At 29.2% G+C, this 16,492-nt stretch carries 14 protein-coding genes and 1 pseudogene; all 15 read right to left on the bottom strand.

Annotation, left to right across the window (positions count from 1 at the left end):
• Window positions 1-144: 144 nt before the first annotated feature.
• A pseudogene (fliB, locus tag Q0Y03_RS07210) lies at window positions 145-753 on the bottom strand (flagellin lysine-N-methylase); the annotation flags it as partial.
• A gap of 317 nt (window positions 754-1,070) precedes the next feature.
• Window positions 1,071-2,336, bottom strand: a complete 1,266-nt coding sequence (locus tag Q0Y03_RS07205; RefSeq protein ID WP_297713164.1) for a cytosine deaminase — start codon at window positions 2,334-2,336, stop codon at window positions 1,071-1,073.
• Window positions 2,337-2,348: 12 nt separating this feature from the next.
• Window positions 2,349-3,584: a cytosine permease gene (gene codB / locus Q0Y03_RS07200; RefSeq protein ID WP_297713165.1), complete on the bottom strand. Its 1,236-nt coding sequence runs from the start codon at window positions 3,582-3,584 to the stop codon at window positions 2,349-2,351.
• 344 nt (window positions 3,585-3,928) lie between these two features.
• Complete coding sequence (gene ispG / locus Q0Y03_RS07195; RefSeq protein WP_297713163.1) at window positions 3,929-4,978, bottom strand: flavodoxin-dependent (E)-4-hydroxy-3-methylbut-2-enyl-diphosphate synthase; 1,050 nt, start codon at window positions 4,976-4,978, stop codon at window positions 3,929-3,931.
• A gap of 10 nt (window positions 4,979-4,988) precedes the next feature.
• Window positions 4,989-6,008 (bottom strand): RIP metalloprotease RseP, encoded by a 1,020-nt coding sequence (gene rseP, locus Q0Y03_RS07190; protein WP_297713162.1) that lies wholly within the window; start codon window positions 6,006-6,008, stop codon window positions 4,989-4,991.
• Entirely contained in the window at window positions 6,009-7,181 is a 1,173-nt protein-coding gene (locus Q0Y03_RS07185) for a 1-deoxy-D-xylulose-5-phosphate reductoisomerase (protein WP_297713161.1), read from the bottom strand.
• A gap of 9 nt (window positions 7,182-7,190) precedes the next feature.
• On the bottom strand, window positions 7,191-8,171 hold the full coding sequence (locus Q0Y03_RS07180) for an AI-2E family transporter (protein ID WP_297713160.1): 981 nt from the start codon (window positions 8,169-8,171) through the stop codon (window positions 7,191-7,193).
• A 131-nt stretch (window positions 8,172-8,302) separates the two neighbouring features.
• The gene (locus Q0Y03_RS07175; protein WP_297713159.1) at window positions 8,303-9,097 is read right to left on the bottom strand and encodes a phosphatidate cytidylyltransferase; all 795 of its coding nucleotides are present in this window, start codon (window positions 9,095-9,097) and stop codon (window positions 8,303-8,305) included.
• A gap of 18 nt (window positions 9,098-9,115) precedes the next feature.
• A complete protein-coding gene (locus Q0Y03_RS07170) occupies window positions 9,116-9,874 on the bottom strand; it encodes an isoprenyl transferase (RefSeq protein WP_297713158.1) in 759 nt (252 codons plus the stop codon).
• A 121-nt stretch (window positions 9,875-9,995) separates the two neighbouring features.
• Entirely contained in the window at window positions 9,996-10,553 is a 558-nt protein-coding gene (gene frr / locus Q0Y03_RS07165; protein WP_297713157.1) for a ribosome recycling factor, read from the bottom strand.
• 13 nt (window positions 10,554-10,566) lie between these two features.
• The gene (pyrH, locus tag Q0Y03_RS07160; RefSeq protein WP_297713156.1) at window positions 10,567-11,277 is read right to left on the bottom strand and encodes a UMP kinase; all 711 of its coding nucleotides are present in this window, start codon (window positions 11,275-11,277) and stop codon (window positions 10,567-10,569) included.
• Between the two features lie 69 nt (window positions 11,278-11,346).
• Window positions 11,347-12,261, bottom strand: coding sequence for a translation elongation factor Ts (tsf, locus tag Q0Y03_RS07155; RefSeq protein WP_133014183.1), 915 nt, complete (start codon window positions 12,259-12,261; stop codon window positions 11,347-11,349).
• Window positions 12,262-12,347: 86 nt separating this feature from the next.
• Window positions 12,348-13,049 (bottom strand): 30S ribosomal protein S2, encoded by a 702-nt coding sequence (gene rpsB / locus Q0Y03_RS07150; protein ID WP_133014184.1) that lies wholly within the window; start codon window positions 13,047-13,049, stop codon window positions 12,348-12,350.
• A 379-nt stretch (window positions 13,050-13,428) separates the two neighbouring features.
• Window positions 13,429-14,205 (bottom strand): GTP-sensing pleiotropic transcriptional regulator CodY, encoded by a 777-nt coding sequence (gene codY / locus Q0Y03_RS07145; protein ID WP_297713155.1) that lies wholly within the window; start codon window positions 14,203-14,205, stop codon window positions 13,429-13,431.
• A gap of 158 nt (window positions 14,206-14,363) precedes the next feature.
• Window positions 14,364-16,463 carry a type I DNA topoisomerase gene (gene topA, locus Q0Y03_RS07140; RefSeq protein WP_297713154.1) on the bottom strand — a complete coding sequence of 700 codons (2,100 nt, stop codon included), beginning with the start codon at window positions 16,461-16,463 and terminating at the stop codon, window positions 14,364-14,366.
• Window positions 16,464-16,492 lie beyond the last annotated feature (29 nt).

The raw sequence follows: 16,492 nt of genomic DNA, 5'->3' as shown, positions 1-16,492 counted from the left end.
TTTATTTTTGCCTCCGATACCGAAGGTCTTTTTGTCATATCCAATTTTTAAATTTTAGTTGATATTACAACGTTATTTTTTAATTATTATTAAAAATTAGCCATAGGCTATTTTTTCATACGAAACTTTACACTATCTTTTATTATAAAAAGACTTCAATATACCTAATCTTTCTTCAATAGAAAAATCCCTATTTTGTATTATATTTATAGAATTTATTCTTATATCCCAAAAATATTGAAGTAAATTATCACTTCCCTCAAAAACTTCAGTATCAATTATTCTTCTTATTTCAATAGCACTTTCATCCACATCTTCTTCAATTTCAATAAATTCCATTTTATCTTTATTTAAAAATGCCTTAGTGCATATTTCTGGACACGATGCTAATCCCGATTTTTCATATATATCATCTATAATATTATATATCCTAGGAAACCTTTTGCATGTTATACATAAATTTTCTTCCCCAACTCCACCATGAATATCGCAAAGTAAATTATCATTTAAAAATGGACATTTATTTCCCTCTTTTAGTATCATAAATCCCTTATTTAGATAATCATAGCTATTTTTATTTTTCCTAATTTTTCCTTGTACTAATTCTTTAAGTTCTCCAGTACAATTAGTATATTTTTTATATGTATCTTCATCTATATTTATATCCCAACCTGCACAACATGTATCTATGTAAGCTGAACCAATACATTTAAAAGTTAACATATATTTTGGTATAAACATATTTACTTTCATATTTTGCTCCAATCACTGTAGTAAGTACTATATAAATTTATTTCTTTTTTTATAATACACCAAAACATAGCTATATGTAACTAATATAAGTTTTATTATTACTAAAAAACTTTTCTAAATAGTTATTTTCTTAAATTATTACATTCATTTATCTTATATCCCTTCCTTAAAGCACATAAAAGTTAATATTTGATCTGAATCTAAATCATTAAATTCTATTGCTGAACGTATTAGCTTAATTTCATGCTCATCAATTCTATCTTAAATTTAAATATAATAAAAAAGATGAATAAAATAATTCATCTTTTTTATTTCTACTATCTTTTAAATGTTACTTCTTTCTCTTCATTGACACTTATAAATGACTTACTTGGTATAGTTTTAGCTATAACCCTTCCTTCTCTTATTGAATATAAAACCTCAGCTCTTCTTCTAACAGCATCATAACCACTTTCAGCATTTAATAATATTAAATTACCTGGTTTTCCTATTTCTATTCCATATTTATCTTCAATATTTAAAGTTCTAGCACTATTAGTTGATATAAACTTTAATGACTCATTTATATCACCATAGCCCATCATTTGGCATACATGTAATCCAAAATGAACTACTTCTAGCATATTTCCTGTTCCCATCGGATACCATGGGTCAAATATATCATCATGTCCAAATGAAACATTAATTCCAGCTTCATTTAATTCCTTAACCCTTGTAATACCCCTTCTCTTAGGATATGTATCAAATCTTCCTTGAAGATGAGTATTAACTAAAGGATTTGAAACAAAATTTATCCCTGACATCTTTAATAATCTAAATAACTTATATGTATATGCATCATTATATGATCCCATTGCTGTAGTATGGCTAGCTGTTACCTTATTTTTAAGTCCAGTTTCTAAAGCTCTTGTAGCTACTACTTCTAAAAATCTTGATTGCTCATCATCTATTTCATCACAATGAACATCTACTAATACATCATACTTTTTAGCTAGTTCAAATATTTTATTAATAGATTCTACTCCATACTCTCTTGTAAATTCAAAGTGAGGTATAGCCCCTATTACATCTGCTCCTAATTTTATAGCTTCTTCTATTAACTCTAATCCATTAGGGTAAGAAAGTATTCCTTCTTGAGGGAAAGCTACAATTTGTAATGTAACATAATCCTTAACTTCTTCTCTTACTTCTAACATTGCTTTTAATGCAACTAAGCTCTCATCAGTAACATCAACATGAGTTCTTATAAATTGAATTCCATTAGCTACTTGCCATTCTATTGCTTTTTTAGCTCTAGTTTTAACATCTTCCTTAGTTAAGAATTCTTTTCTTTGAGACCATCTTTCTATCCCTTCAAAAAGAGTTCCACTTTTATTCCACTCTGGCTCTCCTGCAGTTAAAGTAGTATCTAAATGTATGTGTGGTTCTATAAAAGGAGCAGAAGCTAAAGCCCCATTTCCTTCTATAACTTCTTCATTATTTACTATTTCTAAATTTTCTGCTATTTCAGCAAATTTTCCATCTACTATTCTTATGTCAAATAATCCTTCTCTATCTAAAAGTCTTATATTTTTAATTAACATATTATCATCACCTTATTTATCAATTATTTTTATTCCTACTATGTAAACTACCATTGTTGTTAATATTGCATTTACAGCTATAACTCCAACTGTTATAACATTTGCAACAATAAATCCTGTTAAGAAAGCTACTATTGCTATCCAATTTACGCTTTTAAATTTCGCTTTTTCAATGTTATCATACTTTCTCTTATTTATAAAGAAGTAATCTGCTATTATTATTCCACCAACTGGAGGTAACATTGAATTTAAGAAAGTTAAGAATGCTGTAAAGTTATTGTTTAACCATATTGCTCCTAGTGTTCCTATAAGTCCACCTATAATTACCATTTGCTTTTTAGGTAACTTAGTTATATTTGATAACCCAAGGCCTGCTGTATAAATTGCATTATCATTAGTTGTCCAAATATTTAATCCTAAAACTAATATTGCTGGTATTACTAATCCCTGTGAGAACATTACATCTGCTATATCAGAATTCCCTGTAACCATTGCTCCAACTGCTCCAAATAAGAACATTAAAGAATTTCCTATAAAGAAAGCTACTACTGTTGTACCTACTGCTATTTTTTTATCTTTTGAGAACCTAGCAAAGTCTGGAGTTGCCGTTCCTCCACTTATAAATGAACCAACACATAAAGTTACTGCTGTTACTAATGTCATTTTAGTAGTTGGTTCTATATTCATTAAACCTTGAACTCCCCCAACAGAATTAGTTGCCATTATTGCTGATGTACTACCTAGTATTGCAATTGCTGGTACTGCTATTGCACTTAATATTGTTAAAGACTTCATTCCAAAATAAGCTGTTGCTGTCATTAATAATCCTGTTATTGCTACTAATAAATATAAGTTTATATTAAATCTATTTGCCACTGGTATTGCAAACATAGCTATTCCAACACCAAACCATCCTATTTGTGTAATACTAGTTACAAATGATGCAACATATGAACCTTTTTCACCAAATGAGTATCTAGCAAGTAAGTGCATCGAAAGTCCTGTATCTGCTCCTATATATGCTAGTAATCCTGTATAACACGCTAAAATTAAGTTTCCTAAAAATACTGCTATGAAAAACTCCCTTAATGATAAGCCTGTCCCTAAGTTTCCTCCAGTTAACATACTAGCTGAGAAGAATGTAAATCCAAGCATAACAACGAACATTGAAAAGAATCCCTTTTTATCCTTACTATGTACATGAGTTAATGCATAATCATGATCTTCTTTAGTAAACTTTGTCTCCATATTTAATTTTGCTTCCATTTTTAAATCTCCTTAAACATAAAATTTAAAAACCAGTGCCTAAGTTATAAAAAAACGCCCTTTCCTTAATATAGAAAGGTCGTTACTACTTAAAATTAGATATTACTATAAATAATATTATAGATTATATTATTATAATATCTAAAACTTTATCTGTCGTACAATATCCGACCTTTTTAATCTCTCTGGATTAAGTTTAAAGGACTAGTTTTCTCGAAGTCATTATATACTTATTTGTCGAATAAAGTCAACACATTTTTAAGACTATAAAAATATCTCCGGGGTTAATCCAATATTTGGATTAACCCCGGAGGAACTTACATTTTTTACAAGTTTTCTATTTCTTTCATTAATTCTTCAATAAGATCTTCTTCTTTAACCTTTTTGATTATTTCACCCTTTTTGAATATTAATCCTTCACCTTTTCCACCTGCAATACCAATATCTGCTTCCCTTGCTTCTCCAGGACCATTTACAACACATCCCATTACTGCAACTTTAATATTTTTATTACAGTTCTCAAGTCTCTTTTCAACCTCTTCAGCAATCTTTATAAGATTAATTTGAGTTCTTCCACAAGTTGGACAAGATACAAATGTCATTCCTTGCTTTTTTAAACCTAAAGCAATTAACATTTCCTTTGCTACTTTAATCTCTTCTATTGGATCACTAGTTAAAGATACTCTTATAGTATCTCCTATTCCTTCTGCTAATAAAGTTCCTATTCCAAGTGTTGATTTTATAGTTCCTCTAAAAACAGTACCTGATTCAGTAACTCCTAAATGAAGAGGATAATTGCATTTACTACTCATTAATCTATAAGCTTCAATCATCATAGGAACATCCGAAGATTTGATTGAAATAACTATATCATAAAAATCTAACTCTTCTAATATCTTAACATGCCTTAATGCCGATTCAACAAGCCCTTTAGCAGTTGGTTTACCCTCTCTCTCTAATATATCTTTTTCTAAAGAACCAGAATTTACACCTATTCTTATTGGAATATTTTTAGCTTTACAAGCCTCTGTAACAGCTTTTACTCTCTCTACGCTTCCAATATTACCTGGATTAATTCTAATTGCACTAATTCCATTTTCAACACACTTCAATGCTAATCTATAATCGAAATGTATATCTGCAACCACAGGCATTGGAGAACCTGCACAAATATCCTTTATTGCTTCAGCTGCTTCCATATCAGGAACAGCACATCTTATTATTTCACAACCTGCTATATGAAGAGATCTTATTTGATCTAATGTAGCTTCTACATCTCTTGTATCTGTATTAGTCATAGATTGAATCGAAACTGGTGAATCTCCACCAATATAAACTGATCCAACCTTAACTTTTCTAGTAAATTTTCTTTCCATTTTTCCACTCCTATAAACTAATAGGGAATAATATATCCTTTAATGTTACTAGTATCATAAATCCTATTAATACCATAAACCCTACATAATTTAATACTCCAACTATTTTATCTGGAACTTTTCTTCTTGTTATAAGTTCAATTAATAAAATAACTGTCCATCCTCCATCTAAGGCAGGGAAAGGTAATAAATTAAATACTGCTAAATTAATACTAAGAAATCCTAGGAAGTATGTTAATGATATTAAACCACTCTTAGCAACCTCTGTTGACATTTTTATTATTGTAACTGGTCCACCAACATCTGTCTTAAAGTTTACTTTACCTGTAACCATCATTGCTAAACTCTTATATGTTTGAGTTACTAATGAAATAGTTTCATTAAATGACTCTTTAATTGATTGAATTATTGTTGGCTTTTCAACAAGTGTATAATAAAGTCCTACTTGATATATTTGACTCCCATTTTCCTCAACTAATTTTGGTGTTACAGTAATATTTTCTTTATTTCCATTTCTATCTACTACTAAATCTACTGAACCACCTTTTGACATTTGAATTCCCATTGAAACATCAGTAGTAGTAAATACCTTTGACCCATCTATACTTAATATTCTATCTCCAACCTCTAAACCTGATTCAATAGCTGCAGAGTTTTCAACTAATTTACTTATTACTGGTTCTGAATATCCCCTATTACTTATTATAATTGCAAATGCAATAATTGCAAATATAACGTTCATTGTAACACCAGCTATTATAACACTAATTCTTCTTAATGGTGATTTGCTAGAAAAACTTCTTTCATCATCACTAGCCTCTTCTTCACCAAGCATCTTTACATATCCTCCAATAGGAAATAACCTTAATGAATATTGAGTTTCCTTCCCTTTTTTAGAAAGAATCTCAGGTCCCATACCAATTGAAAACTCTTCTACTTTTATTCCATTAGCCTTAGCCATAATAAAGTGTCCTAATTCATGAACAATTATTAATAAACTAAAGCCCAATATTGCCATTATAATATACACTTACTTCACTCCTAACTCCAATTTAGTTCTTATATACTCTCTAACCTTTTTATCTAACTCTATAATATTATCTAAAGTTAATTCATCATAATAATTTTCTTTAAATACGCTCATACATTCTTCTATTATTTCTGCAATTTGTAAGAACTTTATTTTTTCTTTTAATAATAAGGCTACAGCTTCTTCATTTGCACCATTTAATATGGTAGGAGCAAGCCCTCCTATTTTACCTGCTTCATATGCAAATCTTAAACATTTAAATGTTCCTAAATCTGGTTTTTCAAATGTTAATGCACCTAATTCATAAAAGTTAACTTGCTTTGCTATCATACCTTTTCTTTCTGGATAGTTTAATGCATATTGAATAGGTAGTCTCATATCTGGAGAACCTAACTGTGCAATAACACTAGCATCTTTATATTCAACCATAGAATGAATTATACTTTGTGGATGAACAATAACTTCAATATTATCATAATCACAATCAAATAAAAAATGAGCTTCTATAACTTCTAAACCTTTATTCATTAATGTAGCTGAATCTATAGAAATTTTTTGCCCCATATTCCATTTTGGATGTTTAAGTGCTTCTTTAACTGTTACATCTTTTAAATCTTCAATAGTTTTCCCTCTAAATGGCCCCCCAGATGCAGTTAATAATATCTTATTTATATCTTTATTTTTATATCCACTTAAACTTTGAAATATAGCACTATGTTCTGAATCTACAGGCAATATTTTTACGTTATTTTCCTTTGCCTTATTCATAACAAGTTCTCCAGCAACAACTAATGTTTCCTTATTAGCTAAAGCTATATCCTTTTTTGCCTCTATTGCTGCTATTGTAGGTTTTAAACCTATCATTCCCACAACAGATGTAACTACAGTATCAATTTCTTCTAAGGTTGCAATTTTAACTAATCCATCTATACCACTAAAAACTTGTATATTAGGATATTCCTTATTACAAAACTCTTCAATAATCTTTGAAGAATTTTCATCCATCATTGCTACATATTTAGGCTCAAACTCTCCTATTATTTCTTTAATCTTATCAACTGAAGAATTTGCTGTAATTCCTATAAGATTAATTTTCTCATCTGAATTTCTTATTACATCTAGAGTCTGCGTTCCTATAGAACCCGTTGCCCCTAAAATCGAAATATTTTTCATTAATACCTCCTATAATGTTCCTTCATATATTATATCTTTTGCAATTAAACAGTATATAGGCCCTATTAATAACCCTATTATTCCAAATACTTCTGCACCTATATACATTGAAAGCATTACTACTAACGGGTGAATATCTAATTTAGAACTAAGAAACTTAAGTTCTAATATTTCTCTTATTACTTGCAATAACAAATATAACGCTATTAATCCAACTACTAGTAAGTATTCTTTCATTATTATATTGTATATTATAATTGGAATAAATACAATTATAGTTCCCACATATGGTAATATATCTAACATACCACATATAAATCCTAAAAATATAGCACTAGGAATTCTTAAAATTTTAAATCCTATAATAGTAATAATCATACACATAATTACCAATTGTAATTCAATTTTTACTACTTCTCTCAAATTATTCTTTTTCACCCTTATAGTATCTACAATATCATAAGGTAATAAACAATTTAATAATCTTAAAAACAATTTTTTATCAACTAAAACAAAATACACACAGATATTTGCAATTATATAAGACAAAATACTTTGTCCTGTTACTGCTAATCCACTTTTAAAAGTTAAAGAAGTTAAACTATGTGAATTATTTGTTATAATTTTTTCCATATCAATATTAAATACTTCACCAATATTTTCTATAAATTCTTTTATTCCATCTATATGCTCAACATAAAAACTTTGTACTAAGTCTATTATAGAGTTTCCAAAATAAAATATAAAACAAAATAATAATATATTTATTATTAAAATAGTTAGTGCTCCAGCAATCTCTTTTTTATTAACTATCTTTTTTATAATATCATATACTGGTGTTGATATAACTATCAAAACTAAAATAGTCATGAAAGGCTTAAAATAATTTTTTATTATAAATGTTAAAATTACAAATATTAATAATAAAAATAATAAATAAACTAATGTCTTATATTGATAATGTTTTTTATATCCATTATATAACCTCATTTTCCTCTCCTATTTTAAATTAATCTTTCAACATATTACATTATTAATTTATTAATATAACTTATAATTTAGACTATATTTCAATTATAAAGCAAAAAGGATACAACAGTTAAACTATTGTACCCTACTTATTAAATTCCTACTATAAATGTTAAGTAGTAAAAAACAACTACTGCATTAAACAAAATTGAATCAAATCTATCTAATATACCACCATGTCCTGGAATAAGATTACTGTAATCTTTTAATCCAACAAATCTTTTAATAGATGATGCAACTAAATCCCCAAATTGCCCCATTATTCCACATAATGCTCCTATTAAGAAGAAATGAATTATATTTACCTGTGGAACATATGCACTAACTGCAATCCCAAACAATCCACATCCAATAGTAGAACCTAAAAATCCCCCAATTGATCCTTCAATAGTTTTCTTAGGACTTACTTTTGGAGAAAGTTTATGCTTACCTAAAAATCTTCCAAAATAGTAAGCTACTGTATCAGAAAGCCATGATCCAATAAATATTAACCATACTAAATATTCTCCACCAACTTTTCTATTAACTAATGGAATAAAACTGAATAATATTACAACATAAATAAATCCTAAAAAGGTTATAGCTACATCTACAAAAGAATACTTCAAATCAATTATAGGTATTATTAATGCTATTACCATTGCTATAACTAAAATATACATCATCTTCTCAAAATCATTATTAAATGCATAATAAATAACAAGTAATATATAACTAATTATAGGAATACTTTTTATTTCCTTTGTCTTTAATGCATTATAAAACTCATATAATCCACATACAGATAATGCTATAGTAAATAACTTTAATGGTAATCCACCTAAAAGTACAAAAATCAATAATGGAGCAAGTACAACAGCTCCTAAATATCTACTATTTACTTTCAAACATCTAACCTCCTTTAACTATACTCCACCATATCTTCTATCTCTATTTTGATAATCATATATTGCCTGTTGTAAATCTTTTTCGCTAAAATCAGGCCAATTCACATTTGAATACCAAAATTCTGAATATGCACACTGCCATAATAAGAAGTTACTTATTCTTTGTTCGCCTGAAGGTCTTATTATTAAGTCTGGATCTGGGCAATTTTTTGTATATAAATATTCTGAAAATCTTTCCTTTGTAATATCATTCTTATTTATATTCCCATTTTCAATATCTGTAACTATATTTTTCACAGCTCTTACTATTTCATCTCTTCCTCCATAATTGAAGGCAACATTTAATACTAATCCTGTATTATTTTTTGTTAACTCTATAGAATCTTCAATTTCTTTTCTACATTCCTCTTGAAGTTCACTTATATCACCTAAAACCCTTAATATAACTCCATTCTTATGAAGTTCTCCAACTTCACTCTTTAAATACTGAACTAATAATTTCATTAAAGCATTAACCTCATCCTTTGGTCTTTTCCAATTTTCAGTTGAAAATGCATATAAGGTAATAAATTTTATTCCTAACCTATCAGCTTCCTTTACTATTCTTCTAATAGTTTCAACTCCAGCTTTATGTCCCATACTTCTAGGCATATTTCTTTTTTTTGCCCATCTTCCATTTCCATCCATAATTATTGCTACATGTTGAGGAATATTTTTTTCATCTAATTCTATATCTAATTCTTCATTATTTTTAGTAGCTTTAAAAAAACTAAACATTGTTTCCCTGCCTCCAATTTACTTTATATAAAACCCATATGCTAAAGTATTCTTTATTAATTAAAGTATTAGTTAAAATCTAATATTTGATTTAATAAAAAAACCTGCTAAATAGCAGGTTTTAAATTGACATAATCTCTTTTTCCTTAGCTACAACAAGTGAATCTATTTCTTTTACAAATTGATCTGTCTTCTTTTGAACAGCCTCTTCACCTTTTTTAACTTCATCTTCTGAAATATGTCCATCCTTTTTTAATGCCTTAATCTTTTCATTGGCATCTCTTCTTATAGATCTAATTGCTACCTTAGCATCTTCACCTAACTTTTTAACATTCTTTACAAGATTCTTTCTTGTTTCTTCTGTTAATTCAGGAACTAATAATCTGATTATAGATCCATCATTAGATGGATTAATTCCTAAGTCAGATTTTAAAATTGCTTTTTCAATCTCCTTTAATAATGACTTATCCCAAGGAGTTATAACTAACATTCTTGGCTCTGGAGCAGAAATATTACCAACTTGCTCAATTGGACATAATCCGCCATATGCTTCTACTTGTATTCTATCAAGCATCTTTGGATTAGCTCTACCAGCTTTTAATGTTGTTAAATCTGAAGTTAAAACAGAAATAGTCTTTTGCATTTTAGACTCTGCTGTATTTAATAATTCTTTTATCATATAATCCTCCTTATTATTTAGATACTATTGTACCTATTTTTTCTCCTTCCATTACTTTTTTGATATTACCTTCTTCACTAATACCAAAAACTAATATTGGAATGTTATTATCCATACATAATGTAGTTGCTGTTGTATCCATTACCTGTAATCCTTGTTCGATTACTTCCATATATGTTAGTTTATCATATTTTTTAGCATCTGAAAACTTATTTGGATCTTTATCATATACACCATCAACATTTTTAGCAAGTAAAATTACATCTGCTTCTATTTCAGCAGCTCTTAATGCTGCAGCTGTATCAGTTGAGAAATATGGATTTCCTGAACCAGCCCCGAAAATTACAACTCTTCCCTTTTCTAAGTGTCTAACAGCTCTTCTTCTTATAAAAGGTTCAGCTATTTCCTTCATTTCTATAGCAGTTTGTACTCTTGTTTTAACTCCTATACCTTCTAAAGCATCTTGAAGTGCTAATGCATTTATACAAGTAGCTAACATTCCCATATGATCTGCTGTAGTTCTGTCCATACCTTCACCAGTTCTACCTCTCCATATGTTTCCACCACCTACAACTAAACCAACTTCAACATCCATATCTACTAAAGTTTTAACTTCTCTTGCAATTCTTCCTACTATATCAAAGTCAAATCCAAATCCATTTGCCCCTGATAAAGCTTCACCTGATATCTTTAACATTACTCTCTTATATTCAATATTTGCCATTGTAATCCCTCCTGCTATATATGTACTCTTTTCCTTAAAAAAAGAGAACACCAAAGTGTTCTCTTGATATTACATACCCATAGTCTTAGCAACTTCTGCAGCGAAGTCTTCTTCAACTTTTTCGATACCTTCTCCTCTTTCGAATCTAGCGTATCTTGTAACAGTTATTGGAGAACCAACTTCTTTAGATTTTTCTTCTAAGAATTTAGATATTGACTTATCTCCATCTTTAACCCATGCTTGATCTAAAAGACAAACTTCTTTGTAGTACTTTTGAATTCTTCCCATTACCATTTTTTCAACGATATTTTCTGGTTTTCCTTCATTTAATGCTTGAACTCTGTATATTTCTTTTTCTTTTTCTAAAGCTTCATTATCTACTTGTTCTCTGCTTAAGAATAAAGGATTTGCTGCAGCAACTTGCATACAAACTTCTTTAGCAACTTCTTCTAAAGCAGCAACATCTGTAGATTCACTAGCAACTTCAACCATAACTCCAATTCTTCCGCCACCGTGGATGTAGCTAGCTATCGCTCCGTTTTCTATGTTGAATTTAACAAATCTTCTTACTGTCATGTTTTCGCCTAATTTTGCGATCAAAGCTGTTAAAGCTTCAGTTACAGTAGATTCACCATCAAATTTTTCAGCAACTAATTCTTCAACTGTTGTAGCTGAAGTGTTAGCAGCCATTTCTGCAACTTTTGTTGCGAATGAAACGAATTCTTCGTTAGCAGCAACGAAGTCAGTTTCACAGTTAACTTCTACCATAGCAGCAGTTTTCTTATCAGCTGAAACGAAAGTCTTAACGATACCTTCAGCAGCAACTCTACCAGCTTTTTTAGCAGCAGCAGCTAATCCCTTTTCTCTTAAAAATTCAACAGCTTTTTCTATATTTCCTTCAGTTTCAACTAAAGCCTTTTTGCAGTCCATCATTCCTGCACCAGTCATTTCTCTTAATTCTTTAACTGATTTAGCAGTTATCATTATTAAATTCCTCCTTAACATTAAATGTAAACCATATTTTAGGTTAAAAGGTAAATGAAGTTTCCCTCACCTACCTCTTAAAATTATTATTCAGCTAATTGTTCGCCTTGTCTTCCTTCGATAATTCCATCAGCTAATTTAGCAGTTATTAATTTAACAGCTCTGATAGCATCGTCGTTTCCTGGAATTACGTAATCAACTTCTTCTGGGTCACAGTTAGTATCAACGATAGCTACTACTGGGATTCCTAATATTTTAGCTTCTGATATAGCGTTCTTTTCTTTTCTTGGGTCAACTACAAACATAGCTCCGATATTGTTAACATCTAAGTTAGTGATACCTCCAAGGTTAGTTTGTAATTTTTCCATTTCGCCTTTTAACTTGATTACTTCTTTCTTAGGTAAAACATCAAATGTTCCATCTTGTTCCATTTGTTGTAATTCTTCTAATCTCTTAATTCTAGTTTTGATAGTTTTGAAGTTAGTTAACATACCACCTAACCATCTGTTGTTTACGAAATGCATGTTTGATCTTACAGCTTCTTCTTGAATAGCTTCTTGAGCTTGTTTCTTAGTTCCAACGAAAAGAATGTCTTTTCCTTCAGTTGATACTTCTCTAATGAAGTTATAAGCTTCTTCTACCTTCTTAACTGTCTTTTGAAGATCTATTATATATATTCCATTTCTTTCTGTGAATATATATGGAGCCATCTTAGGGTTCCATCTTCTTGTTTGGTGTCCAAAGTGAACGCCTGCTTCTAATAATTGTTTCATTGATATTACTGACATTTTGTTACCTCCTGGTTTTTCCTCCACAACCTTCATTCTTATAAAGCTTCCCAAAATTGGGCACCAACTTTATAAATTGGGCTGTGTGTGTATTTATTTACCTAGGTTAGTATATCATAAGCTTTATATCCTAGCAACATATTTTTTGTATATTTTATATTTAACGTCATAAAACTATAAATTTATTATATATTATTAAAATAAAAAACTCATTAAATACTAACACTTTTACATGATTCAAAATATTCACTATATATTATATCCTAATTTAAAAATATAAAACTAATTAAATTGTTGTTTATTTTATTTAGCTACTTCTTTTTATATTATAAATCTCTATTATACACAAAATAAGCTATACTTTTTGTATAGCTTATTTTTATCTTATCTTCTTTAATTCTTCTACTAATTTTTCATTTAAAATCTTAATATGAGTTCCCTTCATCCCTAAAGATCTTGACTCAATTACACCAGCACTTTCAAACTTTCTTAAAGCATTTACAATAACACTTCTTGTTATTCCAACCTTATCTGCAATCTTAGATGCAACTAATAATCCCTCATTTCCTTCTAGTTCATTGAATATATGCTCTACAGCCTCTAATTCTGAATAAGATAAAGTACCAATAGCTAATTGTACTACAGCCTTTTTTCTTGCTTCCTCTTCTAATTCATCTTGTTTAGCTCTTAACATTTCCATCCCAACTATAGTTGCGCTATGTTCTGCTAACACTAAATCTTCATCTGTAAATTCTTCTCCAAATCTTGCTAAAAGTAATGTTCCCATTCTTTCACGATTACCTATAATAGGTACTATAGTAGATATTTTATTAGAGACTTCACAAACGCCCTCTCCTTTAAATACACAATTACCATTGCTCTTAGAGTTTGCTAAAGTTTCTGTAATCTTTAATAAACCTTCATTATAACCTAATGGGAATCTCCCTTCTTCTAAAACATACTTTTTCATTATTCCACACTCAAAATCTATTGAAAAAGTATGTCCTAAAACTTTTCCCTTTCTACTAATTATATATACATTACATGCTAAAACTTCACTCAAAAGTTTGCATATATCATCAAATACTACTGGGTCTGCACCACCCTTTTGTAATATTTTATTTAATCTCCTAGTTTTATTTAATAATGATGACAACTAAATACTCCCCCCATCATAAGCTTTATCATTAAATTGTTAATTTTCAAAATTGTCAAAATTTTAAGATATCACTTCTTAATCTTATACTATCATATAAGACTTTTTTTTACAACAATTTTTACACTCTTTCGACAAAGCCCATGGGAAATATTCATTTACTTATCATCCTTCTTTTCAGTGTTATCTTTTAAAGGCATTGTATTTCCACATTCAGTATTTGAACATATAGCATATTTGCCTTTAGTTTTTGAATACTTAATAGTCATATAGTTACCACATTTTGAACATGGCTCTTTTATAGGCTCATTCCAACTTACAAAATCACAATTTGGATAATTAGAGCATCCAAAGAATTTCTTTCCTTTTTTGCTTCTCTTAGCTAATATTTTTCCTCCACACTTTGGACATGGAACATCTATCTCCTCAACAATCGGTTTAGCATTATGACATTCAGGATATCCTGGACATGCTAGGAAAGTTCCATATCTTCCACGTTTTATAACCATCATTCTCCCACATTTATCACATGGAACATCACTTACTTTATCTTCAATTACAACTTTTGAAATTTCTTTTTCAGCTTTATCTATAGCTACTTTAAGTGGTGCAAAGAATTCACCAACTACTTCTTTCCATTCTTCGCTCCCTTCTTCAATATAATCAAGCTTTCTTTCCATATCTGCTGTAAAATCTACATCCACTATTTGTTTAAAATAATCTGACATTATATTATTAACTATAAAACCTAATTCTGTAGGTATTAAATTTTTCTTTTCTCTTGAAACATAATCTCTACTTAATAATGTAGATATTGTTGGAACGTAAGTACTTGGTCTTCCTATTCCTTTTTCTTCAAGTAATTTTACAAATGATGCTTCTGTATATCTTGCTGGTGGCTGAGTAAAATGTTGCTTATCTTCTACAGATGCAGGTAATAATATTTCACCTTCATCTAACAATGGTAATGTTACATCATTATCATCATCTTCTGTTGTATAATCATAAACTTTCATAAAACCATCAAACTTAATAGTTGAACCAGATGCTTTAAATGAATATTCTCCATTTACTATATCAATACTATTTGTATTTAATGAACATGATGCCATTTGACTTGCAATAAATCTCTTCCATATTAAACTATATAACTTATATTGCTCTGCTGATAAACTTGCTTTTGCTATTTCTGGAGTTATTTCTATATGAGAAGGTCTTATAGCTTCATGAGCATCTTGTATATTTTTCTTTCCTTTATATACTCTCGGATTTTCTGGAACATACTCATTTCCGTAGCTTTCTTTTATAAAGTCAATAGCTTTTTCTTGTGCTTCTTCAGAAATTCTTACAGAGTCAGTTCTCATATAAGTTATTAAACCTACTGTACCATATCCTTTTATATCAACCCCTTCATAAAGAGCTTGAGCTATAGACATAGTTCTTTTAGTCATAAAATTAAGTTTTTTAGAAGCCTCTTGTTGCAAAGTACTTGTTGTAAATGGTGGCAATGGATTTTTCAATCTATTACCCTTTTTAACTTTATCTATTCTATAATCATTTTCTTCTAATTCACTTATTATTTTCTTAGCTTCTTCTTCTGTTGATATCTCTATTTTTTTATTTTTATACTTTGTTAATTTTATTGGGAATTTTTTTCTTTCCTTCTTTAAAACACAATCTACTGTCCAATATTCTTTTGGTTCAAAAGCTTTTATTTCTTCCTCTTTATCACAAATAAGCTTTAATGCAGCTGATTGAACTCTTCCAGCACTTAGTCCCCATTTAACATTTTTCCAAAGTATAGGACTTATTTCATATCCAACAAGTCTATCTAATACTCTTCTTGCCTGTTGCGCATCAACTAAATTTAAGTTTATTTTTCTTGCTCCTTTTATAGATTCTTTTACAGCACCTTTAGTTATTTCATTAAATACTATTCTACATGTTTCATTTTCTGAAATTTTTAATATATTTGCTAAGTGCCAAGATATAGCCTCTCCCTCTCTATCGGGGTCGGTTGCAAGATAAATTTTATCTGCTTTTTTAGCAGCTTTTTTTAATTTAGTTATTAATTCACCTTTGCCTCTAATAGTTATATATTTTGGATTAAAATTATCCTCTATATCAACACCTAATTTACTTTTAGGTAAATCTCTAACATGCCCCATTGAGGCTTCAACTGTATAATTTTTCCCTAAATATTTACTAATTGTCTTTGCTTTTGCAGGTGACTCTACAATAACAAGATTCTGACCCATACCATCAACTCCTATTTATCTCTTAGGAG

Origin of the sequence: Clostridium sp., from assembly GCF_026168755.1 — a bacterium.
Lineage (GTDB): Bacteria > Bacillota > Clostridia > Clostridiales > Clostridiaceae > Clostridium.
The sequence above is the reverse complement of the archived record's forward strand: the minus strand, read 5'-3'. Positions and strand labels throughout refer to the sequence as shown.